Consider the following 26,129-nt stretch of genomic DNA (forward strand, 5'->3'; position numbering starts at 1 on the left):
AGTCTGGAGAGGAGCGCTGCCCCGGATTCCCGCTCCATCGAACGATGTATTTTGCGCCAACGAGCGGCTGGTAATCTCGGAAGACGATCGGTTCCACACCCATCCATTTGGCAACATTGAACTAATTCCACCCAAGGCAGATCGAGGGGCACCATGATTGTAGGATCGGCATTGGGTAGGGATGTGGTCATCCAGCATCCGGAACTGGTCAACCTCTATGGCTGCGACGTGGGCGACGAGACGCGCATAGGCACGTTCGTCGAAATCCAGAAGGGCGCTGTCGTCGGAGAACGGTGCAAGATTTCCAGCCATTGCTTCATCTGCGAGGGCGTCACCATCGAGGATGGCGTGTTCCTCGGTCATGGGGTGATGTTCACCAACGACCTCTATCCCCGTGCGGTCGGTGTCGATGGCGAACTGAAGGGCAAGGACGACTGGACGCTGACCCGGACCCTCGTGTGCCGCAACGCCTCGATCGGCAGCAACTCCACCATCCTCGCGGGCGTGACGATCGGCGAGTACGCGCTCGTCGGCGCCGGCGCGGTGGTGACGCGCAGCGTTCCGCCGGGCGCCGTGGTGGCCGGCGTTCCCGCCCGCATCGTCGGGCAGGTGACGGACATGCCCGTGGCCCGCAAACGCCGGGGAGCACTGTCATGATCGGCATGGCGGTCATCGGCTACGGCTACTGGGGTCCCAACCTCGTCCGCAACATCGTGGACATTCCTCATGCCCAGCTGCGCTACGTCTGCGATCTGCAGACCGAGAGGCTCGCCGGCATCCGCGCGCGCTATCCGGCCGTCGCCGTGACGGAAAACGCCGATGACATTCTGGCGGACCCGGCCGTCCATGCCGTTGCGATCGCTACGCCCGTCGCCACGCACTACGATCTCGCCATGCGGGCCTTGCGCGCGGGCAAGCACGTCTTTGTCGAAAAGCCCCTGGCCGATTCCAGTGTCCGCGCCCAGCGCCTGGTCGATGAAGCGGCGAAACGGGGCCTTGTTCTTGCGGTCGATCACACCTTCATCCACACGGGCGCGGTGCGCATGATGCGCGATCTCGCCGAGAACGCGCTGGGCGAGCTCTACTACTACGACTCCGTGCGGGTGAACCTTGGCCTCTTTCAGCAGGACGTCAGCGTCGTCTGGGACCTGGCCGTCCATGACCTGTCGATCATGGACTATGTCCTTCCGCAGAAGCCCGTCGCCCTCGCCGCGACCGGGATGAGCCACATCCCTGGCGGCCCCGCCAACATCGCCTACCTGACGCTCTATTTTCCGGGCCATCTCATCGCGCACGTGCACGTCAACTGGCTCGCGCCGGTCAAGATCCGCCGTACGCTCCTCGGCGGCAGCCAGAAGATGATCGTCTACGACGATCTCGAGCCCAGCGAGAAGATCAAGGTCTACGACAAGGGCATAACCCTCTCGGACGCGCGTGCGCGGCGGGGGGAGGCGCGGCGCCAGCAGCTCATCGGCTACCGCAGCGGCGACATGACGGCCCCCCATCTCGAGATCGGCGAGGCTCTTGCCCGCGAACTTCGCGAGTTCGTCGCCTGCATCGAGAATGCCCGCTCGCCGCTGGCCGACGGCAACGCCGGACTGCGCGTGGTGCGGCTGCTCGAAGCCGCGAGCCGGTCGCTTTCCGAACGCGGGCGCATCGTCGAATTCGACTCCGAGGGAGTTCCGGCATGATCCCGCTTCTCGACCTCAGGGCCCAGTATCAGGGCGTCAGCCACGAAATCGAAGCGGCGGCGCTGCGGGTGCTGTCCTCGGGACAATATGTGATGGGACCCGAGGTGGAAGCGTTCGAGCAGGCGTTCGCCGGCTACTGCAACGTCCGCCATGCCATAGCGGTCAACAGCGGCACGAGCGCCCTGCATCTGGCGTTGCTGGCGGCAGGAGTGGGGCAGGGGCACGAGGTCATCACCACCCCGTTCACCTTCGTCGCCACCACCGCGGCCATCTGCTTGGCCGGCGCGCGACCCGTCTTCGTCGACATTGATCCGGTGAGCCTCAACCTCGATCCCACCCATATCGCCGCGGCCATCACGCCGCGCACCAGGGCGATACTGCCGGTGCATCTCCATGGCATGACGGCCGACATGGACCCCATCCTCTCGATCGCGCGCCAGGCGGGCATTCACGTCATCGAGGATGCCTGCCAGGCGCATGGTGCTCTCTATCACGGCCGCCGGGCCGGCAGCATGGGGATTTCCGGTTGCTTCAGCTTCTATCCGGGCAAGAACCTCGGCGCGGCCGGGGAGGGCGGCATGGTGGTCACCGACGATGACGATCAGGCTGCGCACATCCGGTGCCTGCGCGATTGGGGCCAGGAAGGCCGATACAACCACGTGATGCGCGGCTTCAACTACCGCATGGATGCGCTGCAGGCCGCGATCCTCGGCGTGAAACTGCGTCATCTTGAGGCCTGGACCGAAGCCCGCCGCGCCCACGCCCGCCGCTACGACAGCCTGCTGCGCGGCAGCGCGGTCGAAACGCCCCATGAGATTTCCGGCTGTCGGCACGTCTATCACGTCTACGCCGTTCGTTCGGCCGCCCGCGGCCTGCTGCGTGCCGCGCTGGCGAGCCGGGGCGTCGACACCGGCATGCACTATCCCCGCCCGGTGCACCTGCAGAAGGCATACGCGGACCTGGGATATCGCGAGGGAGATTTTCCCTGCGCCGAAACCGCCGCCGAGCAGGTGCTCTCGCTCCCGCTCTATCCCGAACTGAGCGAGCGGCAGATCGATATCGTCGCGGCCGCTGTTCGGAGCGACGCCTATGCCGCATAGAGCCGATGCCACCGCACGCCAGGTCGCCGCCTCCCACGGTCTCGGGAAGATCCCCGAAACGCCAGTTGAGGAGGATTTTGCGACAGCCCTGCGCCAGCTGTTTTCCCCGCCGGACCTCCTCGATCTCTACGGCCGGTTCGTCATGGGCGAAGGCCGGGTTGACGGCCATATGCGCAGGGCCATCGTGCAAGCTTGTGCGCGCAAATGCGGGGCAGGCCTGACCGTTGGTCCCGGCGCACGGTTCCGCGACCTCGGGACCATGGAGTTCGGCGTCGGCGTTCATATCGGGCCGCAGGCGTACATCCAGGGCCGGCATGATGGCACTTGCGTCATTGGCGACAAGGTATGGATCGGCCCGCAGGCCTTTCTCGATGCGCGCGATCTCTTCCTCGGCGATCACGTCGGCTGGGGCCCCGGCGCACGCGTTCTGGGCTCGGAGCACTCGGGTTTTCCATTGGACCAGCCGATCATCGCAACGGACCTGCTGATCCGCCCGGTCGTGGTCGAGGCTTGGGCCGATATCGGCACCAACGCCGTGCTTCTGCCCGGTGTCACCGTTGGGCGCGGCGCGATCGTGGGGGCTGGGGCAGTCGTAACTGCGGACGTGCCGGCCTTTTCCATCGTGGTCGGCGCCCCGGCGCGCTTCCTGCGCTGGCGTCAGGATACCGACAGATCGGTCAGCGAACTCAAACTGGGAGCGTCGGAATGAGGGATAAGCGCATCTTGATCACCGGCGGCGCGGGGCTCGTCGGTTCCCACATTGCTGAGCTGGTCGCCGGGCAGTCTCCGCGCGAGGTGATCATCCTCGATAATTTCGTCCGCGGCCGTCGGGAGAACCTGGAAGCCGCCGGCCGGATCTATCCCATGACCATTGTCGCGGGAGACGTCTCCGATACCCGCCTGTTGGCGCGGATCATGGAGGGCGTGGACATCGTCTTCCACCAGGCCGCCCTGCGTATCACCCAGTGCGCCGAGCAGCCGCGCACCGCCATGGATGTTCTCGTCGGCGGCACGTTCAACGTGCTGGAGGCGGCCGTGGCGGCCAAGGTGCGGAAGGTCGTCGCGGCATCCTCGGCTTCGGTGCTGGGCATGGCCGAACAATTCCCCACACCCGAAAGTCACCATCCGTACAACAATCGCACCCTCTACGGAGCCGCCAAGGCATTCAACGAAGGATTGCTCCGCAGTTTCAATGAGATGTACGGTTTACGCTATGTGGCGCTTCGCTATTTCAACGTCTACGGCCCCCGCATGGACGTCCACGGCGCCTATACCGAGGTCCTCATCCGCTGGATGGAGAACATCGAGGCCGGGCGCCCGCCCATGATCCACGGCGATGGGCTGCAGACCATGGATTTCATCGATGTTCGCGATGTAGCGCGCGCCAACGTGCTGGCCGCCATGTCCGACCTCGACGACGATGTCTTCAACGTCGCCTCGGGCGTCGAAACCAGCCTCAATCAGCTCGCCGAGCGACTGCTGTCGGTGATGGGGTCGGAACTGCAGCCGGAATACACCGCTTCGCGCAAGGTCAACGCGGTGCCCCGGCGCCTCGCCGATACCGCCAGGGCGTCCCGCATGCTCGGCTTCGACGCGTCGATTACCCTCGACCAGGGACTTCGCGATCTTGTCGCATGGTGGCGTGAGGAGCGGCAACGCTCGTCCGCCCAGGCGGCTGCCGAATGACGTCCCACCGTACAATCCCCGTCGCCAAGCCGTTGGTCGGCGACAGCGAGGCGGAGGCCGCGAGCCGCGTCATCGCTTCGGGCTGGCTGACCCAGGGCCCCGAGGTTGCCGCGTTCGAGAACGAGTTCGCCGAATTCGTCGGCGCCTCCCACGTCTGCGCCGTCTCCAACTGCACCAGCGCGCTTCATCTGGCGCTTCTTGGGATTGGTGCGCAGCCCGGTGACGAGATCATCACGGTCAGCCACAGCTTCATCGCCACCGCGAACGCCATCCTCTATTCCGGCGCCACCCCGGTCTTCGTCGACATCGGCGAGGGTGGCTTCAATATGGATCCGGCCAAGCTGGCGGTCGCCATCACGCCGCGCACCAAGGCCGTGGTCTGCGTTCACCAGCTGGGGATGCCCTGCGATCTGGAGCGCATCATCGAGATCGCGCATCGCGATCACCTGCTCGTCATCGAGGACGCCGCCTGCGCCATCGGCAGCGAGATCAACTGGCACGGCCGCTGGGAGAAGATCGGCAAGCCGCATGGCGACATCGCCTGCTTCTCCTTCCATCCGCGCAAGGTGATCACGACGGGCGAGGGCGGCGCGTTGACCACATCCGACAGCCTGCTCGACCAAGCCTTCCGGCTCTGGCGCCAGCACGGCATGAGCGTTCCCGACACCGTGCGGCACGGTTCGCCGCAGGTGATCTTCGAGCGCTACAACGAGGTCGGTTTCAACTACCGCATGACCGACATGCAGGCGGCCATCGGCCGCGAGCAGCTGAAGCGCCTGCCTGGAATCGTCGAGGCGCGCCGCCGGGTTGCCGCGCGCTATGCCGTGCGCCTCGCCCGGATCAAAGGCCTCGGCCTGCCGGCGGAGCCCGAATGGGCGCGCAGCAACTGGCAAAGCTACTGCGTCCGGCTACCGCCTGGCATCGACCAGCTCGCCGTGATGCAGGGTCTGCTCGATCAGGGGATATCTACCCGGCGAGGCGTCATGAACGCCCACCTGGAGGACCCTTATTCGTCCAAGAACGGGGCGCCGCCCGAGCCGGCCTTGCCCGTCTCCGAAGCAGCGCAGGCCCGCTGCATCATGCTCCCGCTCTTTGCCCAGATGCTGCCGGAAGAGGTCGATGCCGTGTGCGAAGCCTTGCAGTTCGCCATCGAGGCCGGCCGCCAGGACTACCGGCTGCAGCATGGCCAGCACGACATGCCGCTGGGTTATCCGGCCGTCTAGGTTGTGTGGACAGTTAGGTCAGGGTGAGCCGAAAAGGGTGGTTTTTGAGAACCGGCGCGCAGCGTACGTTCGGGTACGTGAGCACGGCAAGCGCAGAAAACCGCCCTTTGCAGGCCGCCATCACCTAAATGTCCACACAACCTAGTTCGGGCGCACGCGGCCGAGTTTGCGCGACAGCCCGGCGAGAGGCGCCAGCAACGGCAAGATCGTCCGGAGCGCCCGCAGGCTCGACCAGCCGAGCAGGAGGAGGCCCAGCACGATCCCCGGCCAGAACGGCAGCAGGCAAACCCCTGCGAACGCGACGATCGTCGCCCCGAGGCATTCGGCGCTGAACCGAAGCGTCCTTTCATCGATCTCGAAGCCGAAATACCGGCGGACGATGAAGTAGATCAGCGCCGCGTGCCAGACATAGAGCCCGCAAAAGGCCATGCCCGCACCCGTCGTTCCCCAGATCGGCACGAGCACCAGGGCGAGCCCGACATGAACCGCGCCGGCGGCGATCTCGGTCCAGAAGAAGATGCGCTGGGCGCCCCTTGCCAGCACGATGAACCCCAGCGGCCAGGCGATTAGGCGGAGCGCCATGCCGAGGCACATCCAGCGCAAGGTCGCTGCGGCTTCCCCGAACTCTGGGGAATAGAATAGGGCAAGCACCAGCGGGGCAAGCGTGATCGTCGCGATCATGCCGGGGCCCGCCAGCAGCACGCTCACCTGCGCCTGTTCGTTGACCAGCCGGTTGGCGTCCGTCGCGTTCTGCAAGCCGGTCAGGCGCGGATAGAAGTCCGTGCTCATGGCCTGCAGGACGAAACTCGCATAGAGGCTGGCGATCGCCCAGGCGGCCTGATAAAGGCCCGCTTCCGCGATGCCGCCATGCCGCAGGACGATGATGCGCATGAAATAGGCGACGCCGAACGTCACCAGCCCGCTGACCATGAAGGCAGCGCCCATTTTCAGCAGGGCGGGCAGTTCGCTCCGCGTTTCCCCCCAGCTCGGCCGCTCGGCGAATTGCACCTTGCGGGCGAACCAGCCCGAAACGGCGAGGTGGCCGGCCGAGGCCGCAAGCAGCGCGCCCGCCATGCCGGCCTCCCCCCAGAAATGGGCGGCCGGCACCATGGCGACGGTGGCCGCGAGCGCCCCGAATATGTTGATGATCGCGAGGTCTCCGATGCGCCGGCTTCCCTGCAGCACGCTCGCTTGCCCGGCCGCGAGCAGGCGCAGCAGCACGGCCAACGCCAGCACCATCATGTCGGTGCCATGGGCCGGCGTGCCGAACGTCAGGGACGAGATCGGCAGAGCCAGAAGCGCCACCAATCCTGCGCCGGCGAGACCTGTTACCCAGCTGGCCCAGCGAACGGCCCGGACTACCGAGGCGATCGAGCGCTGGTCGTTCTTGCCGACGGATTCGGCGATCTGACGCACACCGCTCGCCTGGATGCCGAGTCCCGCAACGGCGATCGCCACATCCAGCACGGCAGTGAGCAGCCCGACGAACCCGATGCCGTCCGGCCCGAGCGCCAAGGCTACCAGCTTCATGCGCAGCATGGAAAGACACAGCACCACGACGAACGCGCCTCCGGTCATCGCCGTGGCGCGCAGGATTTCGCGGTAGCTGCGGGTGACGTCCTCTCCGGCCGTGGTGCTCGTGTCGCTCGTGTTGATCACTGTCCGCACCTCGCAGCGCGATGCCCGGCATACAGGTGTGCCGGTCATGGCATCGGGAAGAGGACAGGCTAGGCGGAGCAGGGGCCGGGAACGATAGACCGAATTGACTACGCGGAGCGATTGCGTCGGGACGTCCAAATTGTGAACTTCGAGGAAGCTCGGTCCCTATCGCCCCCAATGCCCGAGGTTCGCTTGACTATGTCTCACATAGAGCAAATCTCCGTTGCCAAAACGACCTCCGTTTTATCCGAAAGTCCTCGGGATCGTTTTTCCGTTTCGCTTCTCGTGGCGAAGCGGGGCATCGACATACTTTCTGCCTGCTTTTTAGGCTTGTTCTTTCTGCCGCTCATTATTGCGCTCGTACTGATTGTTCGGGCCGACGGTGGCAGCGCGTTCTATTGTCAGCGAAGGCTTGGCCGCGACGGCCGGGAGTTCCGGATCTGGAAACTGCGCTCCATGGTCGTCGACGCCGATCGCTGCCTCGAGCTGCACCTTGCCGATCCCGCCGCGCGCGAGGAATGGGACCGCACGCAGAAGCTCCGGAAGGACCCACGGGTCACTCCCGTCGGGCGCCTCATGCGCAAATACTCGCTCGACGAGTTGCCTCAGCTCTGGAACGTCCTGAACGGCGATATGAGCCTCGTCGGTCCGCGCCCCATGCTGCCGGAGCAGCGCGCGCTCTATCCGGGCAATGCGTGCTTCCGTCTGCGGCCCGGCATCACCGGGCTCTGGCAGGTGTCGGATCGCCACATCTCCTCGTTCGCCGAACGCGCCCGCTATGACGAGCAGTACGTCAACGAGCTTTCCCTGCAGCTCGACATGATGATCCTCCTGAGGACCATCAGCGTGGTCTTCCGCGGCACCGGCTGCTGATTCAGGGAACTGTCGGGTCCGACGCCGTCAACGCAGCGCTTGCCATATCTGAAGGACGGGGTTGGACGCTGCTTTGCACCGCCACCCGAACCACGTCGCCCGGCTGCAACTGCGTCAGCTCGTCGGCTCTCGCCTCGCTGCTGCCGTTCTCGCCTGTGCGGATGATCGTATAGGCCAGGGTCGCGGCGGTCTGTGCTGCGCCGGCGCCCGGCGTCATGAGCTTCCGATCGAGCTCCTCCAGCAGCTTGCGCGTCGTGTTCTGCTCGGTCCGCAGGCGCTCCAGGGTCGCCCGTTCGGTCAGCAGCCCCTGCGCGATCTCGGATTGCCGCGTGTCCTGCAATCCCGTGAGGTCCCGCCCGACCTGGCTGAGGAACTGCCGGGCGCGCATGATGGCGGTCAGATGATCCAGCCGGTCGGATCGCAGGTCGCCCAGCAGGACCTCAAGCTCGGTCCGCTGCGACGTGGTGGCGAGCCCGCGCTCGAGCAGGGTCGCCACCCGCTCCAGATCGACTTCCGTGGCCGCGATCCGGTCATCGAGATTGGTGACGCGCGATTGCAGCACCTCGATCTCGGCATCGTAGAGCTCGCGCAGTTCCTCCAGCGCGGTCCGTTGCCGTTGCAGGGCCCCGACCCGTGCGGTGAAGAGGCTCTGTTCGTGCAGGGTGATGCTGGGACCCTCTGCCGACTCGGTCACTTCTGCCGGAAACGTGATCGCCACGCTGCCCGAGGCTTCGGCCTCGAGGCGGGCAAGCCGCGCGAGCACATTGTGGATGTCGCCGTTCAGGATCTGCAGCCGCGAAAGGAGCTCTATCCGTTCCTGGGGCGCGTCGACATCCTGCGAGCGCAGGGGACCGCCGCCCAGGGCCAACGCCTGCAATACGGTCAGTCCCGGCCGAAACGCATATTCGCCCGGACTTTCGACCGCGCCGACGACATAGATCGGCGGCTGCTCGATCACTTCCAGGCGAACCTCCGGCCGCTCCAGAAGCCCCATCCTCTCCTGCAAGCGGTCCGCGATGTCGTCGGCGAGGGCGTCGGCGCCCAGCCCTTCGGTCGATACGGCTCCGAGCAGGGGCAGGGACAACTGGCCGTCGGCCGAGACTTGCAACTCTCCGCTGAGCGCGTCCCACCGACGGAATTCTCCTTCCATCGGCAGCCAGTGCAGCACCGTCAGGCGCAGCTTTGTCTGGGAGACGAGATCGTCCGCCCGCACCTGGTTTGAAGCCAAGGTCATGGCGGCGACCGAGGTCCACGCAAGCGCTGCTCCCCACCTAGCCACCTTGGACAGTTCCAGCATTTTCGCACCCCTATTGGTCCAGCGGAACGATGTCCCTTGGGAGTAGACCAATTGCACGCACACGGAACTAGCTCATCCAGTCTATTGCTCGGCGGGGACAGGAAAATACCCTCGAAAGGCCCGGAAATTCCGGGGTTGCGAGGTTCACGATGCTCGTCACCGATCTATATTTTTATGGCGTCTTGCTGCTGCGGCGGTTGCCGGTGATCCTGTTCATCACGCTCCTTGCCGGTGCCGGCGGACTATGGCTCGCGCTTGCCCAGCAGCCGCAATATCGCTCGACTGCGACGATCCTGGTGGAGTCTCCGGAGATCCCGGCTGACCTGGCTCGGTCCACGGTGCTCGAGAACGCGATCGTGCAGGTCCAGATCATCGAACAGCAACTGCTCACGGACCGCTCCCTGGCGGCGCTCGCCGACCGGTTCGACGTCTACCCGCCCGAACCGGAACTGTCCTCGTCGGACATTGCCGAGGACATGCGCGAACGGGTCTCGGTCGAGCGGGGAGACCTCGGCGACGGCGACAGGTCCGCGACGGCGTTCAAGATTTCGTTCGATGCTGCGACGCCCCAACTGGCCGCCGATGTCGCCAACCATCTGGCGTCCACCATCCTGCAGCGCGGCAACGAGAGACGGGCGAGCCGGGCGTCCGAGACGTTGGAGTTCTTCAAGCAGGACGTCGCCCGCCTGACTGCGCAGCTGGCTAGTCTCGACCAGACCATCCAGCTCTTCAAGAGCGAGCATCTCGAAGACCTGCCCGACAGCCTGGAGTTCCGCCGGCTGCGGCAGGGCAACCTCGAGGAGCGTCTGCTTCTGCTCGAGCGTGAGGCCGTCACCCTGCGCAGCCGGCGCGCCAATCTCGCCTTGGTGCTGGAAACGAAGGAGCAATTTCCGGGCGGAGATATCGAAACACCCCAGGGCAAGCTCCTCGCGGAGCTGCAGCAGGCCCTGCTTGCGCAGAGCACCGTCTTTGGGCCGGATAGCCCCTCGGTCAGGGCCCTCGGCCAGCGCATCGCCGCGCTGCAACCGAGTGCCGACGCGGCCACCGCGGCCGCCGGCGCAGCGCTGCCGCGCCCCGTTTCCGACCTCGAGCTGCAGTTTGCCGACGTCGAGGATCAACTGGCCGCCATTGCTGTTGAAAAAAACGCGATCGAGCGATCGCTCGCCGAGCTCGCGGCCTCCATCGAAGCAACCCCGCAGAACGAAACCGCCCTCGACGTGCTGGAGCGCGACCGCACCAATGTGCAGGCTCTGCACGCCCTTGCCCTGGCGCGCCTTGCCGAAGCAACGACCGGCGCCGAGATCGAAGCTCGTTTCAAGGGCGAGCGGCTCCTGCTCGTGGAAGCTGCGTTGCCGCCTGAAAACCCCCTGCCGACCAAGCGCCGGCTGATCGTCGGTGGCGCATTAGCGGGCGGCCTCGTCGCAGCGCTGGCGCTGATCCTGGGGCTGGAAGTGCTGAACCGGCGCGTCCGCCGCCCGGTCGAGCTCGAGCGGCGCCTCGATATCCAGCCGATGGTGACCATCCCCTATGTCCGGGGCGCTTCCGATCGCCGCCGCAGGCGCCTTGTGGTGGCCGCTTCCGTGATGGTGACGGCAGCTCTCGCGATCACGCCCATGCTTGTCGGCCTCAATCCGCCCTTGAACGAGCTCGGCAGCGTGCTGACAAATTCGATCTCGGCGGCGCGATCCGGCAATCCCTGAGGTCGAAGATGAAGAACACGCGCATTGACCTGATGACCTTCGATCCGGGCCCGGCAGATATCCTGGCTCCGCCGCATCTATCCGATGCGCCGGCAGGCGAGATCGAAGGCGACGCGGTGTGGCAGGGGCTGCATTTGATGGCGCCCAAGCAGTCGATCGGCAGGGACCATCGCATCGTCCTCGACGCCAAACGCGCACCCTCGCCGGCGTGGGACGAGCTGCGCACGCGCACGGCCCTGACCATGGCGCAGAACCATTGGAGCGTTCTGGGGATTACCTCACCCACGCCGGGGTGCGGGCGGACCACCGTAGCCCTGAACCTCGCCCTCGGCCTTTCCCGGCAAAACAACTGCCGGGTGGTGCTGCTCGATTTCGATCTGCGCAAGGCCGGCATGGCGGCTCTGCTGCAGGTCGACCGTAGCCTTCCGTTCGCCGATTTCCTCTCGGGAGCGACCAAGGTGCAGCAAAGCTTCATACGCGTGAGCAACAGCCTTGCCATCGGCTGCAATACGCGGCCGGAAAGCCGGGCATCCGAACTGCTCCTCGATGCCGGCGTGCAATTGGCGCTGGCCGACGTTCGCCGGCAGCTCAAACCCGACATCATGATCCTCGACCTGGCGGCCATGATCGGCAGCGACGGGGTGCTCGCCTGTCTGCCGCTGGTGGATTGCATGATGCTCGTGGCCGAGGCCGAAAAGACCTCGTTCGGCGAGATCGATGTGTGCGAGCGCGAGCTGTCCGAACGCTCCAACCTGCTGGGCATCGTGCTCAACAAGTGCCGGCACGGCCCGGCCCGATACGGGTTCTGACCCGGCTCCGATGAAACAAATGCCGCCGGAACGGATCCCGGCGGCACGGAGGGCAGGGGATGGGCTGCTACCGGGGCAGGCGGTAGGCGATGATGTAGTCGCCCCGTTCCGTCGTCTGGAACGTCCCGCCTGCCGTAAGGGCGATGAACTGGTCGCCGCTTTCGGCCCCGATATAGGACATCGGAGTGGCCGTCGCGCCCGTCGGCATGTCGATGCGCCACAGCTCTTCGCCGGTCTCGGTGGAGAGGGCACGGAAGTAGCCGTCCTGCGAGCCGGCAAAGAAGACGAGGCCGGACCCGGTGACGAGCGAGCCGCCATTGAGCGGCATGCCCATCTCGATGTCGAGGCCGAGCTTCCAGCCGAACGGACCGCCGTTGCGGGCGGTGCCGATCGGGCGTTCCCAAACCACTTCCTGGGTTTCCATGTCGATGGCCGTCATGTTGCCGAAGGGCGGACGGGTGCAGGGCACGCCAAGTGGCGAAAGCCACGTGCCGCCGTCCTGCACATAAGGCGTGCCGCGCTGCGGCGCGCCGACGCCCGGTCCGATGATCGGCATGCCCCGCTCGTCGACCTCGTGGAAGCGGGCAGCTTCGGGAGAATCGGTGGGAATGAGGCGCATGCGGTTGGGCACGTCGACCGAGGTGCCGATGAGGATGTTGCGCTCCGGATCGTAGGAGACGCTGCCCCAGTTGGAGCCGCCGAAATAGCCCGGGGTGAAGATGGTATAGGCCTGATCGGACGGCGGGGTGAGGGTGCCTTCGTAGCGCGACTGGCGGAACTGCAGGCGGCAGATCAGCTGGTCGAGCGGGGTCAGCCCCCACATGTCGCTTTCCTCGATATGGTTGGAGCCGAGCCGTGGCATGCCGACCGAGAAGGGCTGGGTCTCGGCCGTGTAGTCGCCTTCGACCGCCCCTTGCGTTACCGGACGCTCCTCGATCTCCGTCAACGGCTCGCCGGTCTCACGGTTGAAGACGAAGAGCTCGCCGCGCTTGGTCGGCTGCACGAGGGCCGGAATCGGCCCGTCTGCGCTGGGGAAATCGATCAGCACCGGCTGCGATGCCACGTCATAGTCCCAGATGTCGTGGTGCAATGTCTGGAAATGCCAGGCGACGCTTCCGTCGGCGACGTTGAGCGCGACCACGGACGAGGAGTATTCCTCCATTTCCGGGGTACGATGCCCGCCGAAATAGTCGGGCGTGGCGTTGCCGATCGGCAGGTAGACCATGCCCAGTTCCGGGTCGGCGCTCATCACGCTCCACACATTGGGCGTGCCGGGCGTGTACATTTCCCCCTCGGCTGGCTCGGTGTTGATGCCCGGACGACCCATGTCCCAGGCCCAGCGGAAGCTGCCGTCGACGGCGTCATAGGCCCGGATCACGCCCGAGGGCTCGTCGACCGACTGGCCGTCGAAGATAGCCGCCCCGACCACGATCATGCCGTTGACGACCTTGGCGGGCGAGGTGTTGTACTGGAAACCGGCTTCGTCGGGTCCCATGCCGACGCGCAGGTCGACCTCGCCGTCAGTGCCGAAACCCGGGCAGCGTTCGCCGGTGCGTGCGTCGACCGCCACAAGGCGTGCATCGCGGGTCGATGTGATGACGCGGGCCGCGCAGAGCTCTTCGCCCTCGGACGCCTGGAAGTAGGAAACGCCGCGGCAGCCGCCGCCATTGGCGAGGTTGGTGAGCACCGGGTCGAAGTTCCACAGCTCCTCGCCCGTTTCGGCATTGAGCGCAAAGATGCGGTTGTCGCGGGTGCAGACATAGAGCGTGTTGCCCACCTGGAGCGGCGTGGCCTGGTTGGGACCGGCTCCGCCGGTGCGGAAGGTCCAAGCCACCTCCAGGTCGCCGACGTTCTGCGGGGTGATCTCGTCATAGGGCACGTAGCGTGTACCGCCCATGTCGCGGCCCCAGTCGACCCAATCGCCGCTCTCGGGCACCATCGCGTAGCCCTGGTAGCCGGGGTCGACATTGCTCGCGGGCACCGTGGGCGTCTCCGCGGCGGTCTCGGGCGCCGGGCTCGGCTCGTCGGCCGGCGGCGCGGTTTCGGCCGGTGCGGTCGGCGCTTCGACGGGCGCTGTCGGCAGTGGCGTCTGCTCGGCGGGCGGAATGGTGGTTTCCTGCGCGACCAGGGCGGTCGAGGCCAGTGCGGCCAGAATCAGGCCCGGCAGGGCGGGATGGATAAGCGCGCGGCTCATTTCAGCTTCCTCCAGACGAGCGGCAGGCAGAGCCAGAGGCCGAGGACGGCCGGGCCCGCGATACGTGGCAGCAGGCCCCAGAAATCGAATCCGACCTCCCAGATGGACCAGGCGACGGTCCAGACGATCATGGCCGCATAGACCCAGAGGCCCAGCCGGCTGCCGCGCCAAAGCAGGAAGGCGCTGGCGAGCACGGCGGCACCGGTGATGCCGTAGTACCAGGAGCCTCCAAGCGCGATCAGCCAGATGCCGCCGCCGAACAGGAAAAGACCGATGGGAATAAAAAGGATTATGGCGATCCAGACCGCCCAGTTCAGCGGAACTGGACGCTGCAAGGATGCAGTAGGCATTTCACTCCTCCATGCCAGATGACATCCCTGTGATGGCAGATCGCATCGAGCTGGACAAGAATGAAACGATACCGTTTCGTTTCTTTGTGGTTGGAGACTTAGGCTCTGGCCCCGCGCAGAAAACTCTCCCAGTTCGCCTGCATGACCGCGGCGCGCTGCGCTTCGTCGTCGACGTAAGGCGTCAGCAGCAGGGCGTCGCTCCAGATCGGGTTGACGACGGCGTCGTAGAGCTGGCGCGCCAGTTGCTCGGAGTCGCCCTGGCGCAGGAGGCCTGCCGCTTGTGCCGCCTCCACATGCGGTTGCATCAGCGCCCGCAGGGCCGCGCCGGTGGCGGCAAAGGCGCGGCCGATCGCCGGCACGCGCGGCACGGCAGCAAGGGAAAGCCGATAGAGATCGGCGTTGTTCGGCAGGGCCGCGAAATCGGCAATGCCGAACGTCAGGGTGCGCAGCCGCACCAGCGGGTCCGGATCGGCATTGTCGATGGCGCGGATGGTTTCGAGCACGTTTTGCCCGTCTTGGACCACGGCGGCTTCCGCCAATGCCTCCTTCGTCCGGAAATGGCGGTAGATGGTGGTCTTGGAAGCGCCGGCGGCCGCGGCGATTTGCTCGACCGACGTTGCATCGAAGCCCTGCTTCTTGAACATCAGGAGCGCGGCCTGGAGGATGAGGAGGGGGATGGCGCCCTTGTCGGCATCCTTGGGCCGCCCTCGGCGCTTCTTCCCATCCGACAGGTCTTTCCGCACGGAGCCAACGGTGTTCGGCACGCAGCATTCCCTTCATCGCGACAATCGCATGGGCTTTTATGTATGCACCACGCGGGAGCGCAATTCACTAAATCCGCTGCCGGCCGGGTCGTGCCCCCCCTAGAGCCGGCGAAGGACATAGTCCGCCCGCACGATGCTGCGCGGGTTGATGGGCACGCCCGTTTCCACGAATACGGCCCGGACCGCCGCCCGCTGCGCGGCCAGGATGTCGGTGTCGAGCTGGTCGCCGAGCATGATCGCGGCGCCGGGTTGGACCCCCAGGCGTTCCATCGCGGTGAGCACGATCGTCGGAGCCGGCTTGCCCATGAAGATTGGCGAAACGCCGGCCGCGGCCGCGATAGACTGAACGATGGCGCCGGCGCCGGGCTCGAAGCCGTCCGCGATCGGACGGATGAGGTCTGGATTGGTGCCGATCAGCTCCGCTCCCGCCAGGACATTGCGCACCGCCGCCTTCATCATCGCGTAGTCGAACCGCCGGTCGAGCGCGACCAGCACCGCCTCCGTTGCCTCTTCGGCAAGGATGAAGCCGGCGTCGGCCACGCGATCCTTGAGGGATTGCGAGCCGATCACATAGAGCCGGGCGCCCGCCCCATATCGCGAACGCAGGAAGTCGAGGGCCACGTCGCCGGAGGTCACCACCTGCTGCGAGGAGCAGGGTATGCCGAGCCGGCGGATCTTGTCGGCGAAGTCGATCGGGGATTTCTCGGCATTGTTAGTGATGAAGCAGTAGGGCACGCCCTGCGCATGCCAGCGGTTGAACCGCTCGGCCGCGCCCGGCACCGCTTCCTCGCCCCGATAGACGATGCCGTCGAGATCTGAAAGCACGGCGGAGAATTCGAGCTCCTCGATGGAGGCAAGACGCACGGGAGAGACGAGTGCGGTCATGCATCCTTGCCTTTCAGGTTCGGGTCGAGCATGTCGCGCAGCCAGTCCCCCAGCAGGCTGATGGCCAGCGTCGTCAGGAAGATGACGACACCGGCCGGGATGCCGATCCACCAGGCCGTCGCCAGGTAGTTGCGCCCTTCGCCGAGCAGCAGCCCAAGGCTGGTGCCCGGCGGCTGCACGCCGAGGCCGAGGAACGAGAGCGACGTTTCGAGCAGGATGATCTCGGGGAAATTGAGCGTGATCTGCACCATGATGACCCCCATCATATTGGGGAGGACGTGCCGGATGTAGACCTTTGCCGGATGCACGCCAAGCGTGCGGATGGCGAAGGCATAGCCCTGGCCGTTAGTGGAAAGCACGAGACCGCGGGCGATGCGCGCATAGCCGTCCCAGCCGAAGAGGCCGATCAGCACCACCAGCAGCACGAAGTTGTTGCCGAAGAACGCCAGCACCGCCAGCGCCACGATGAGGAACGGGATGGCCGCCTGGAAATCCACCAGCATCATGATCACGTCGTCGACCCAGCCGCGGAAATGGGCCGCGACGATGCCGAGCACCGTCCCGACGCTCGCGCCGATCACCGTGCCCATCAAGGCGATGAGGATACTGGTGCGCATTGCGTAGATGACGCGGCTGAGCACGTCGCGTCCCAGATTGTCGGTGCCCAGCAGGTATTCGGGCAGTCCACCGAGGAAGCCCGGCGGCTGCAGGCGCTTCAGCAGGCTCTGCTCCGCATAGCCGTACGGGGCCAGGAACTCGGCGAAGAGGGCCATCAGGACCACCACGGCCAGCCAGAACAGCGACAGTCCTATCACCAGCGGCGGCCTGGATTTCCAGATCCTGGTGAGCCAGCCGCGCCGCCTGAGAGGTGCCGAGGAGAGATCGGTGGTCGTCATGTCTTCGCCGCCCGCCTGTTGTGCAGCTCGATGCGCGGGTCGAGCCAGCCATAGGTGAGGTCTACGATGAGGTTGACGAGCACCATGGTGAGCGCGATGAGCAGCACCACGGCCTGCACGACGGCGAGGTCCCGCTGGTTGACCGAGTTGACGAGGAGCATGCCGACGCCCGGCCAGGCAAAGACCGTTTCGATGGTCACCGCGCCCCCGATCAGACCGCCGATTCGCATGCCGACGACGGTCACCACCGGAATGGCCGCGTTGGGCAGCGCATGGCGCAGGATCCGCCGGTCATAGGGTATGCCCTTGGCCTTGGCCGTGCGCATGAAGGGCTGATGGAGCACGTCCAGCACCGAGGAGCGGGTGAAGCGCGCGACGGTAGCGGCGGCTGCCGTGCCCAGCGTCACCGCCGGCATCAGCAGGTGCCAGATGCTGCCCGTGCCCGAACTCGGCAGCCAGCGCAGCGTCATCGAGAATACCAGGATCAGGATGATGCCGAGGAAGAAGTTGGGAATGCTGTGTCCGAGGATGGTGAAGGACATGGTGGCATGGTCCACCCATCGGCCGCGGAACAGCGCCGCCATGATGCCCGAGGGAATGCCCAGTGCGAGGGTGATCAGCAGCGCGGTGAACCCCAGGAGCAGCGTCACCGGCACCCGCTCCATCACCACCTCGAGCGCTGGCCGGCCATCGCGGAAGGAGGTGCCGAAGTCGCCCTGGATGATGGCCGTCAGATAAGCCAGGTATTGCTCGATATACGAGCGGTCGAGCCCCCAGCGCTCGCGGAATGCGGCCACGGCTGCGGGCGAAGCTTCGTCCGAGAGCATGATCTGGGCCGGATCGCCCGAGGCCCGGAGCACGATGAAGACGAAGGTGACGGTCAACAGCAGCGTGAGCGTGCCGCGCACCAGCTTGGTGATGACGAATTGCGGGTTCACCTGTCCCAGGCTCCCGTGCCGGCGGTCCAGCCGCAGTCGACGATGGTTTGTCCCTCGACCACCCACTGGCGCAGATATTGCTCATGGCCGCGATGTTCGGCCTGCAAGGTGCGGATTTCCACCTGCGGCGCGATGCCGAAGCGCGGATCCTCGCCCACCAGCGCCTCCACCAGTGGCCGGCCCTCGGTGCCGTCGAGCGGCAACCCCATGGCGGTCAAGATGGTGGGGGCGATATCAGGCAGCCAACAAGGCGTTTCTGAAACGAAACCGGCGCGGAAGGCCGGCCCCTGGGCCGCCAGTACGGTCGAGAGCTCGCCCCGGTTCAACCCGCCATGCATGCCGCCGCCGTCCGATATCCAGGCCGCAAAGCGGCAGCTGTCGACCGTGGGGCCCCAGCTTTGCGAGCAGTCGGTGGCGCGCAGTGTGAACCCGACGTCGGCGCCGCGTGGATGATTGTTGCGCACCGCGGCCCAGGGCAGGGCGCCCGCAGTCGCCTCGCCATTTTCCCCCGTCACGAAGACGAGGCCGCAGAAATCCTGCTGCACCAGCCAGTCGACGACACGCGCCTTGTTGGCATCGGAGCGGTCATCGAGATAGATGCTGCTGAACGAGCCGATCGCTACGCGCCCGAACTCGGCGGGAATGATGTCCAGCGTTTCGAGCTGACGCCGCCCTGTGATCTGTCCGTGGTCGGACATGACCAGGATGTTTTCCGGGCCGTTCCCGGCCTTCCACCACTCGAGTATGCGCCCGAAATTCTCGTCGCAGATGCGCTGCGCCTCCTGCGTTTCCGGCGCGGTGACGCCGAAACGGTGCGAGCTCATGTCCGGCTCGTTCATCCAGAACACGCAGAAGTCCGGATTGTGGCGCGGGTAGACCACCTCGATGAGCGCACTGGTCGCATAGGTCATGCGCGAGCCGTTCGGCGCGCCGGGCTCCGGGATATCGCCGAGACGGGCGAGGACGGCTTCATGCAGGTCCGGGCTCGAAACCGGAGCGCCGTGCATCGAGAAGACCGGCTGGGCGAGATCATGAGCGCTCGAATTCATCATGCGCGAGGCGCCCTTGGTGGCGGTGCTGACGACTGCCATGGTGCGCCCCGCGTTCGCCATGCGCTGGCCCATGGTTTCGCGGTCGAGCAGTTGCCCGGCCTGTGCCGCCAGTTCCAGGTCCTCCCATTCCGCCGTCCTGAACAGACCCTCAGGCCGGACGGGGTGGATGAACTGGTTGGCGACGACCCCATGGTCACCCGGCGGGCACCCGGTCATCGTCGAGGTGACGGCGACGCGCGTTTCGCTGGGAAAGATCGACCGCGAATTCACGAAATTGCTGCCCTCGGCCATGAACCGGGCAAGGTTCGGCATCAGTTCGGCCGTTGCGCGGTCACGGCGCAGTCCGTCGAACGTGATGAGAAGCGTCGATCCGGTGCTCATTGCAGGCCCTCCATCGTCTCCACGGCGAACTTGACGTCGTTGACGAGCACGCCGCCGGCGCCGAATTTTGCCAGTTTCGTCAGGTTTGCCGCCGAGGTCTCGCCGCCGACCTCGAAGTCGGTGCCGCGCCCCCCGACGGTCACCCAGACGTCGGCGCCGAGCCCGCGCAGCTCCGCCACTCGCTCGCGCGAGGCGTCCCGCTCCCACAGCCGGATGGTTTTCGCACCTGCCACCCAGAAGCCTACCGCATCGTCGGGCGTCGGAATGAAGCCCAGGATCTCGACTTCGCCCTGCACCGCAAAGAATCGCACCGCATCGAGCGTGTGGCACCCGGCAAAGACCAGACGCCGCTGCGGGCCGGAAACCGCATCCGCGATCGCCTGCCACAGCTGCGCCAGCGCTTCGGGCGTTTCGTCCTTGATGTCGAGCAGCACCGCCTTGCCGTCGCGTGCATAGGCGAGCGCCTCGGATGCGGGCGCTATCCGGCCGCCTTGCGCGTTGCCGAGCTCCATGAGTTCGGCAAGGGTCAGCTCGCTCACCGGCTCCGGCCGGCCGAACAGGCGGTTGAGGTCGGGGTCGTGCGCGCACACGCAAACCCCGTCTCTGGAGAGGCGGATGTCGGTCTCGATGGCGAACGCCCCGGCCGCATACGCGCCATCCCAGCTGGCGGGCGTGTTCTCCGGGAAATTGGCGCTGTCGCCTCGGTGTGCGATGATCTTCATGTCGTAAGCCTTGAAAACGAGATGGCGCCTGGCCGCTACGGCAGGGCGCCGAAGGTGCGCAGGTCGCGCTCGCGCCGCTGGCGCGGCGTATCTGCGGGAATGGCGGCGAGCAGTCGGCGGGAATAGTCGTGCTGCGGCGCCTCGAACAGCGTCCGGGAGTCGCCGATTTCGAGGAGCTTGCCGGCATGCATCACCCCGACGCGGTGGCTGATGTGCCGGACCACCGACAGGTCGTGGGAAATGAACATCAGCGACAGCTTCAGCTTCTCCCGCAGCTCGAGCAGCAGGTTGATGATCTGCGCCTGCACCGAGACGTCGAGCGCGCTGACCGCCTCGTCGCAGATGACGAGCCGGGGCCGCAGCACCAGGGCCCGGGCGATGACCGCGCGCTGCAACTGCCCGCCCGAGAGCTGGTGCGGCAGGCGCTTGCCCAAGGTGGCGAGCCCGACCATCGTGAGCATCGCTTGCGCCCGGTCGTCGGCTTCGGAACGCGCCAGCGTCTCATGGGTGGTCAGCGCTTCGCGCACCTGCGCATGGATGGTCCAGCGCGGGTCGACCACCGCCGCCGGGTTCTGGAACACGACCTGCACCTGGCGGCGCTGCCGGCGCCATTGGGGCGAACCCACCGGCGCATAGCTCTCGCCCCAGAACGAGATGCTGCCGCCGGCCGGCGCCTCGATGCCGGCGACCATGCGGCCGAGCGTCGACTTGCCGCTGCCGCTTTCCCCGACGATCCCCAGCGTCTCGCCTTCCGCGATGTGGAAGCTCGCGCCATCGACCGCGCGGAAATGTTCGACCGGACCGAAAAGACGCCGTCCGACCGGATAGGTCTGCACCAGGCCGGTGGCGACGAGCCCCTCAGTCGTGGCCGGGATCATTGCCGCACCGCCCCGGCGCTCGGATCGAAGAAATGGCAGGCGACGGCTCTCGCTCCGTCCGAGGAAAGCGAAGGCTCCGCCTGGCACCTCGCATCGGCCGTCGGGCAGCGCGGCGCAAAATTGCAGCCGACGGGGCGGGCGGAGGGCGCGGGCACCGTGCCCTTGACCGCCTCCAGCATCGTTCCCGGTTCACGGCTGAAGCCGATCCGGCAATCCATCAGCGCACGCGTATAGGGATGGCGCGGGTCGTCGAACAGGTCGTCGACCGGTCCCGCCTCGACGATGCGCCCGGCATACATGACCGCCACCCGGTCGGCGATTTCCGCCACGACGCCCAGATCATGGGTGACGAAGACGATGGCGAGGCCGAGTTCGGACTGCAGGTCGCGCAGCAGCCGCAGGATCTGCGCCTGGATGGTGACGTCCAGCGCCGTGGTCGGCTCGTCGGCGATGAGCAGTTTCGGCCGGCAGGCGAGGGCCATGGCGATCATCACGCGCTGGCACATGCCGCCGGAAAGCTGGTGCGGATAGTAGTTCTTGTGGCGCTCGACCTTGGGTATGCCGACCTGCTCCAGAAGGTCCATGACGCGCCGGTCGACGGCGGCCCCGCGCAGCTCCGTATGCTCGCCGATCGCCTCGGCGATCTGCGCGCCGACGCGCTTGACCGGATTGAGCGCCGCCATCGGGTTCTGGAAGATCATCGTCACGTCGCGGCCGCGGACGGCGTTGATGACGCGTTCCGGCGCGCCCATCGTTTCCGTGCCGAACAGCCGGACCGATCCCGTGGCCTTGAGTCCGTCGTCGAGAAGCCCCAGCGCCGACATGCAGGTCAGGCTCTTGCCGCAGCCGCTTTCCCCGACGAGACAGAGCGTCTCGCCGGGCATGACGGAAAGGCTCACCTGCTCCACCAGGTCGACCGGCCCGGCCGACACGGTGAGGCCGGCGATCTCGAGCACCGGCTCGGTTGCGTGCCGGCCTGCCGGCGGATGGGAGGCGGCATGGATGCCGCCTCTTGCCTGGGTCGTTGCTTCGGCCATCAGTTGCCGGCGAAGCTGAGATTATAGGGACGCAGGTCCATGTAGTAGAACGTGTAGGGCTGCCAGTTCACGTCCTTGGCCACGCCATAGGTCTCGAGCGGCTGGTAGAGGATGGTGCCGGGAGCGTCGTCCTTCCAGATTTCCAGCATTTCCCAGGCGGCGTCCTGACGCGTCTTGAGATCGACGGTGCTTTCGAGGACTGCCCCCAGCTCGTTGAAGCGCGCGAGGTTCTCGGTGCCGATCCAGCTCTCGTTGGTGCGCTGCGGGCCGCCGAACGGACCCCAGAGGTTCCAGAGGCCGCCGACCGGGTCGGGGTAGCGGGTGGAGTTGGACCACGTGCGCACCTGGAGGGTCTTGAAATCGACGCCCGAGAAGCTCTCGACCACGTTGAGCTCGACGTTGAGGCCGACCGCCTTCCACATCTCGACGATCGCCTGCGCGGCCGGCAGGGCGTTGAGGTAGTAGTAGGGCTGGGTGGTGTAGCGGATCAGCTCGCCGTTGTATCCGGCCTCTTCGAGGAGCGCCTTGGCGCGTTCCGGATCGTATTCGAGGCCGACATGGTCGGGGTTATACATCTCCCCGAACTCCGGATACTGGTGCCCATTGGGCACCACGGCCTGTCCGCCCCACAGCGCCTCGTTGAGCAGCTGCCGGTCGATGGCGAGGTTCATGGCCTGGCGCACGCGCACGTCGCTCAGCGCCGGGTCGGTGACGGTGTAGACCAGCACGTGCGAGTTCGCGAGCACCACCGAGCGGGTCTCGATGTCGTCATAGCTGTTGATCTGGCCGATCTGGTCGGGCGCGACATTGGTGATGATGTCGAACTCGCCGGATACGAGCCCGGCGACCCGGGTCGAGGGCTCGGGCACTTCGCGGAAGGTCACCGATGCGGCCGTCGGGGTGCCGCCGAAATAGTCGTCATTGGCGACGAGCCGGATGGATTCGTCGGCCTTGTAGCTGTCGAGCATGTAGGGACCCGTACCCACCGGGAACATCGGCACGCCGCCGTCGGTCTCGGCCTTCTCCAGCCAGTCCTGCTTGTTGACGATCCACGACGCCCAGGACGCGAGGCGCTGCTCGAGCAGCGGATCGGGCGCCTTGGTGACGAAGTGCACGGTGGTGTCGTCGATCGCCTTCACTTCCTTGAGCACCGAGAAATAGGCCGGGCCCTCGGGCAGCAGCGCATCCTCGCCGCTGAGGCGCTCGGGCGAGAAGGTGAAGACCACGTCCTCGGCGGTAAGGGGCGCGCCGTTGTGGAAGGTGACGTCGTCGCGCAGCTTGATTTCCAGCGTCACGTCGTCGAGGCGCGTCCAGCTGGCAGCCAGGCTCGGCACCAGCGCGGAACCGCCGCCGCCCTCGGCCGAGAGGAAATCGCGTCGGATCAGCGTGTCGAAGATGCTGTAGTTGACGCGGGTGCCCACATTGGAGAGCTCCTTGCCCGGCTCCAGCGTTGCCGGCAGGTCGGCGACGCCGACGACCAGGTCCCGGCGCTCCTGCGCCATCGCGAAGGAGGAGCTGGCGGCCAGGAGGAGCGCCACCATTGCTTTCGTCAGGTTGCGTGGGAGATAGCGGGAAAATGGCACTTGGAGCCCCTTCGATGATGAATTGGGGGGCTGGCTAAGCCATGCATGTTGCGCTTCGACAACGAAGCGATGTCAGTTCTGTGAAAGCGGGGGAGAACGCCAAGTCGTGTCGGTTCGCGCCGAACGCTTTGCGCCGCAGGTGATAACGACAGGCCGCGGCCGGCATGCTATTGAAGGCTATACCGACGCCTTTACTTCCAGCCTTTTCGGACCAGCTCGATTGACCGCCATAGCCAGCGCCCCGGCGACCAGCATCGCCGGCAAGACCACGCTCTCGATCATCATCATGGTCAGCGTCTGCCACCTCATCAACGATGTGGTGCAGTCGCTGCTGTCGGCGATCTACCCGATCCTGAAAGACAATTACGGGCTCGACTACGTCCAGATCGGGCTCCTGACCCTCACCTTCCAGTGCGTGGCCTCGCTCCTGCAGCCGGCGATCGGCATGTATACCGATAAGCGCCCCTTGCCCTATTCGCTGCCGGTCGGCATGGCCTCGAGCCTGGTGGGCCTGATCATCCTCGGCTTCGCGCAGAGCTACTGGCTGCTGCTGGTCGGCTCGGCGTTCGTCGGGCTGGGCTCGGCGATCTTCCATCCCGAATCGAGCCGCGTGGCGCGCCTTGCGTCCGGCGGGCGGCACGGGCTGGCGCAATCGCTGTTCCAGGTGGGCGGCAATGTCGGCTCGGCCATCGGGCCGCTGCTCGCCGCGTTCGTCGTGCTGCGGCACGGGCAATGGAGCGTCAGCCTCTTTGCCGTCGGCTCGCTCGTCGGCATCTTCATCCTGTGGCGCGTCGGCAATTGGTATGCCGAGCATCGGCGGGCCAATGCGGGCAGGGCGCCGGCCAGCACCGCGCTGATCTTCGACAAGCGCACCACGATCATCGCGCTGACCGTGCTCGCCGTCCTCACCCTGACCAAGAACGCCTATATGGCGAGCCTGTCGAGCTACTACACCTTCTTCCTCATCGATAAATTCCAGGTCAGCGTGCAGGACGCCCAGCTCCTGCTCTTCGTGTTCCTCGGCGCATCGGCGGTGGGCGTGTTCCTCGGCGGGCCGATCGGCGACCGGTTCGGGGTCAAGTTCGTGATCTGGTTCTCGATCCTCGGCGTGCTGCCCTTCACCCTCGCGATGCCTTATGCCGACCTCACCTGGACGGTGGTCCTCACCATTCTCGTCGGCCTGATCTTCTCGTCCGCCTTCTCGGCGATCGTGGTGTTCGCCCAGGAGCTGATGCCGGGCCGCATAGGCATGATCGCCGGCATCTTCTTCGGCTTCGCCTTCGGCGCCGGCGGCATCGCGGCGGCCGCCCTCGGCGCCCTCGCCGACACCACCAGCATCCAACACGTCTTCTGGCTCTGCTCCTTCCTGCCCCTCGCCGGATTGCTCACCGTGTTCCTGCCGGACATGGGGAAGGTGAGGTAGCGATGATAGATTGACGGCTAATCTCGATCGTAATGCTTCTTCCCATCGGCATCCACGACTGTTTATGGGATGATACTAAGTCGGAAGCGGTAGCTTTCCGCGATAGGCTCGAGGTTGTTTAAGTCTTGTGCTGTCCACGTATCGTCGTTCCCTGCCGTAGTCAGCCGATGGATATCGCGCTCTGCGATCAAGTACACTTTTGTAGTTCCCGGTCTCTATTTCATGGCGTTCCGTTTCACGTAGGGATTTAGCGCGCGCTAGCGCGATAAGAAGTTGGTTGGCGTCGTCATCGCCAATCTCCGTGAGTAACAGATCGCCGTCGAAATAACGTCCCCGCACCCAGCGTAAGACATCATGAATGGCCACCAAGGCATCAGAAACTTTTCGCCGAGTAGCTGGGGCTAACAGGTTGGCGACACCACTAAGCTGCTCCAGGTCGTTGTGACCAATTCGTTTGTGCCTCCAAGTGCGTGCGAATTCAGTTTTCTGACGAGCTTTTGCCGCTCGGCGCACTAGCTCCGCTTTGTGCTTTGTGGGATCCAGTTGGGCCAGTGTTTCAACACAGATATTTTCCCGTCCCATCATCCGGGCTGGATCAGTTAAACGGCAAATACCCAGTAGAACATGGTCAAAAAGCATGTCCTGCACCGTGTACCAGAAATGGCCACTACTACTATTTAGCAGTTCGACGCGTTCTTCCGAGCCAAACAGAGCTTCGTAGCGGTCCCAATTTGAGGAAACGCGCCAAAACTCTTGCAGGCAATGGTAGTATGCGGAGCCATACTTAATACCCAGCACTCGCTGATCCTCAGCGAGTGCTTCTGCGGGCGTCCTGTGGACCATCTACTTCAGCTACACCCCGTCGTCGTCCCACATGTGTCGCACTTCAGGCACGTGCCGTTCCGCACCATGGTGAAGTTGTGGCACTCGGTGCACTGGTCGCCGGTGTAGCCCTTCATCTGCGCTTCGGCGCGCAGCAGCCCTGTGT

General features: G+C 65.7%; 24 protein-coding genes. 10 read left to right on the forward strand and 14 right to left on the reverse strand.

What is annotated here, in order from left to right:
- Window positions 1-153 precede the first annotated feature (153 nt).
- Genes VE25_RS11435 through VE25_RS11460 form a run of 6 tightly spaced genes read left to right on the forward strand, consistent with a single transcriptional unit; the run spans window position 154 to window position 5,700 of the window.
- Window positions 154-657: an acyltransferase gene (locus tag VE25_RS11435; protein WP_046108738.1), complete on the forward strand. Its 504-nt coding sequence runs from the start codon at window positions 154-156 to the stop codon at window positions 655-657.
- The gene (locus tag VE25_RS11440) at window positions 654-1,691 is read left to right on the forward strand and encodes a Gfo/Idh/MocA family protein (protein ID WP_046108739.1); all 1,038 of its coding nucleotides are present in this window, start codon (window positions 654-656) and stop codon (window positions 1,689-1,691) included. Before VE25_RS11435 ends, VE25_RS11440 begins: the two co-directional genes overlap by 4 nt.
- Window positions 1,688-2,791 carry a DegT/DnrJ/EryC1/StrS family aminotransferase gene (locus VE25_RS11445; RefSeq protein WP_046108740.1) on the forward strand — a complete coding sequence of 368 codons (1,104 nt, stop codon included), beginning with the start codon at window positions 1,688-1,690 and terminating at the stop codon, window positions 2,789-2,791. The genes VE25_RS11440 and VE25_RS11445 overlap by 4 nt, the downstream gene beginning before the upstream one ends.
- Window positions 2,781-3,500 carry an acyltransferase gene (locus VE25_RS11450; protein ID WP_046108741.1) on the forward strand — a complete coding sequence of 240 codons (720 nt, stop codon included), beginning with the start codon at window positions 2,781-2,783 and terminating at the stop codon, window positions 3,498-3,500. Before VE25_RS11445 ends, VE25_RS11450 begins: the two co-directional genes overlap by 11 nt.
- Window positions 3,497-4,477: an NAD-dependent epimerase/dehydratase family protein gene (locus VE25_RS11455; protein WP_046108742.1), complete on the forward strand. Its 981-nt coding sequence runs from the start codon at window positions 3,497-3,499 to the stop codon at window positions 4,475-4,477. The genes VE25_RS11450 and VE25_RS11455 overlap by 4 nt, the downstream gene beginning before the upstream one ends.
- The gene (locus VE25_RS11460) at window positions 4,474-5,700 is read left to right on the forward strand and encodes a DegT/DnrJ/EryC1/StrS family aminotransferase (protein ID WP_083988881.1); all 1,227 of its coding nucleotides are present in this window, start codon (window positions 4,474-4,476) and stop codon (window positions 5,698-5,700) included. The genes VE25_RS11455 and VE25_RS11460 overlap by 4 nt, the downstream gene beginning before the upstream one ends.
- A 141-nt stretch (window positions 5,701-5,841) precedes the next feature.
- Here the strand turns inward: VE25_RS11460 and VE25_RS11465 are convergent, their stop codons facing one another.
- Window positions 5,842-7,359, reverse strand: coding sequence for an O-antigen translocase (locus tag VE25_RS11465; protein WP_244466908.1), 1,518 nt, complete (start codon window positions 7,357-7,359; stop codon window positions 5,842-5,844).
- Window positions 7,360-7,557: 198 nt separating this feature from the next.
- On the opposite strand from VE25_RS11465, the gene VE25_RS11470 reads away from it, so the two are divergent.
- Window positions 7,558-8,232: a sugar transferase gene (locus VE25_RS11470; protein WP_046108776.1), complete on the forward strand. Its 675-nt coding sequence runs from the start codon at window positions 7,558-7,560 to the stop codon at window positions 8,230-8,232.
- Window position 8,233: 1 nt separating this feature from the next.
- Here the strand turns inward: VE25_RS11470 and VE25_RS11475 are convergent, their stop codons facing one another.
- The gene (locus VE25_RS11475) at window positions 8,234-9,529 is read right to left on the reverse strand and encodes a polysaccharide biosynthesis/export family protein (RefSeq protein WP_046108743.1); all 1,296 of its coding nucleotides are present in this window, start codon (window positions 9,527-9,529) and stop codon (window positions 8,234-8,236) included.
- A gap of 149 nt (window positions 9,530-9,678) precedes the next feature.
- On the opposite strand from VE25_RS11475, the gene VE25_RS11480 reads away from it, so the two are divergent.
- Together VE25_RS11480 and VE25_RS11485 are read left to right on the forward strand one after the other, a co-directional pair.
- Entirely contained in the window at window positions 9,679-11,229 is a 1,551-nt protein-coding gene (locus tag VE25_RS11480) for a GumC family protein (RefSeq protein WP_046108744.1), read from the forward strand.
- Between the two features lie 8 nt (window positions 11,230-11,237).
- Window positions 11,238-12,038 carry a CpsD/CapB family tyrosine-protein kinase gene (locus tag VE25_RS11485; RefSeq protein WP_052731908.1) on the forward strand — a complete coding sequence of 267 codons (801 nt, stop codon included), beginning with the start codon at window positions 11,238-11,240 and terminating at the stop codon, window positions 12,036-12,038.
- A gap of 67 nt (window positions 12,039-12,105) precedes the next feature.
- On the opposite strand, the gene VE25_RS11490 is transcribed toward VE25_RS11485, so the two are convergent.
- From VE25_RS11490 to VE25_RS11535, 11 genes are all read right to left on the reverse strand, one after another.
- The gene (locus VE25_RS11490; protein WP_052731909.1) at window positions 12,106-14,232 is read right to left on the reverse strand and encodes a pyrroloquinoline quinone-dependent dehydrogenase; all 2,127 of its coding nucleotides are present in this window, start codon (window positions 14,230-14,232) and stop codon (window positions 12,106-12,108) included.
- A complete protein-coding gene (locus VE25_RS21860) occupies window positions 14,229-14,582 on the reverse strand; it encodes a hypothetical protein (protein ID WP_152664592.1) in 354 nt (117 codons plus the stop codon). Before VE25_RS21860 ends, VE25_RS11490 begins: the two co-directional genes overlap by 4 nt.
- A gap of 98 nt (window positions 14,583-14,680) precedes the next feature.
- Entirely contained in the window at window positions 14,681-15,346 is a 666-nt protein-coding gene (locus tag VE25_RS21865; RefSeq protein ID WP_052731911.1) for a TetR/AcrR family transcriptional regulator, read from the reverse strand.
- 99 nt (window positions 15,347-15,445) lie between these two features.
- Window positions 15,446-16,231, reverse strand: coding sequence for an HAD-IIA family hydrolase (locus VE25_RS11500; protein WP_046108745.1), 786 nt, complete (start codon window positions 16,229-16,231; stop codon window positions 15,446-15,448).
- Window positions 16,228-17,127 (reverse strand): ABC transporter permease, encoded by a 900-nt coding sequence (locus tag VE25_RS11505; protein WP_083988884.1) that lies wholly within the window; start codon window positions 17,125-17,127, stop codon window positions 16,228-16,230. Before VE25_RS11505 ends, VE25_RS11500 begins: the two co-directional genes overlap by 4 nt.
- Window positions 17,124-18,065, reverse strand: a complete 942-nt coding sequence (locus VE25_RS11510; protein WP_046108746.1) for an ABC transporter permease — start codon at window positions 18,063-18,065, stop codon at window positions 17,124-17,126. Before VE25_RS11510 ends, VE25_RS11505 begins: the two co-directional genes overlap by 4 nt.
- Window positions 18,062-19,498, reverse strand: coding sequence for an alkaline phosphatase family protein (locus tag VE25_RS11515; protein WP_046108747.1), 1,437 nt, complete (start codon window positions 19,496-19,498; stop codon window positions 18,062-18,064). Before VE25_RS11515 ends, VE25_RS11510 begins: the two co-directional genes overlap by 4 nt.
- Window positions 19,495-20,220 (reverse strand): glycerophosphodiester phosphodiesterase, encoded by a 726-nt coding sequence (locus VE25_RS11520; RefSeq protein ID WP_046108748.1) that lies wholly within the window; start codon window positions 20,218-20,220, stop codon window positions 19,495-19,497. Before VE25_RS11520 ends, VE25_RS11515 begins: the two co-directional genes overlap by 4 nt.
- Window positions 20,221-20,255: 35 nt before the next feature.
- Window positions 20,256-21,098: an ATP-binding cassette domain-containing protein gene (locus tag VE25_RS11525; protein WP_046108781.1), complete on the reverse strand. Its 843-nt coding sequence runs from the start codon at window positions 21,096-21,098 to the stop codon at window positions 20,256-20,258.
- A complete protein-coding gene (locus VE25_RS11530) occupies window positions 21,095-22,135 on the reverse strand; it encodes an ABC transporter ATP-binding protein (protein WP_046108749.1) in 1,041 nt (346 codons plus the stop codon). Before VE25_RS11530 ends, VE25_RS11525 begins: the two co-directional genes overlap by 4 nt.
- Window positions 22,135-23,718 carry an ABC transporter substrate-binding protein gene (locus tag VE25_RS11535; protein WP_244466909.1) on the reverse strand — a complete coding sequence of 528 codons (1,584 nt, stop codon included), beginning with the start codon at window positions 23,716-23,718 and terminating at the stop codon, window positions 22,135-22,137. Before VE25_RS11535 ends, VE25_RS11530 begins: the two co-directional genes overlap by 1 nt.
- A 286-nt stretch (window positions 23,719-24,004) precedes the next feature.
- On the opposite strand from VE25_RS11535, the gene VE25_RS11540 reads away from it, so the two are divergent.
- Window positions 24,005-25,141, forward strand: a complete 1,137-nt coding sequence (locus VE25_RS11540; protein WP_046108782.1) for an MFS transporter — start codon at window positions 24,005-24,007, stop codon at window positions 25,139-25,141.
- Window positions 25,142-25,216: 75 nt separating this feature from the next.
- Here the strand turns inward: VE25_RS11540 and VE25_RS22740 are convergent, their stop codons facing one another.
- Complete coding sequence (locus VE25_RS22740; protein WP_152664593.1) at window positions 25,217-25,939, reverse strand: AbiU2 domain-containing protein; 723 nt, start codon at window positions 25,937-25,939, stop codon at window positions 25,217-25,219.
- Between the last annotated feature and the right edge of the window lie 190 nt (window positions 25,940-26,129).

Origin of the sequence: Devosia geojensis (genome assembly GCF_000969415.1) — a bacterium.
GTDB classification, from domain to species: domain Bacteria; phylum Pseudomonadota; class Alphaproteobacteria; order Rhizobiales; family Devosiaceae; genus Devosia; species Devosia geojensis.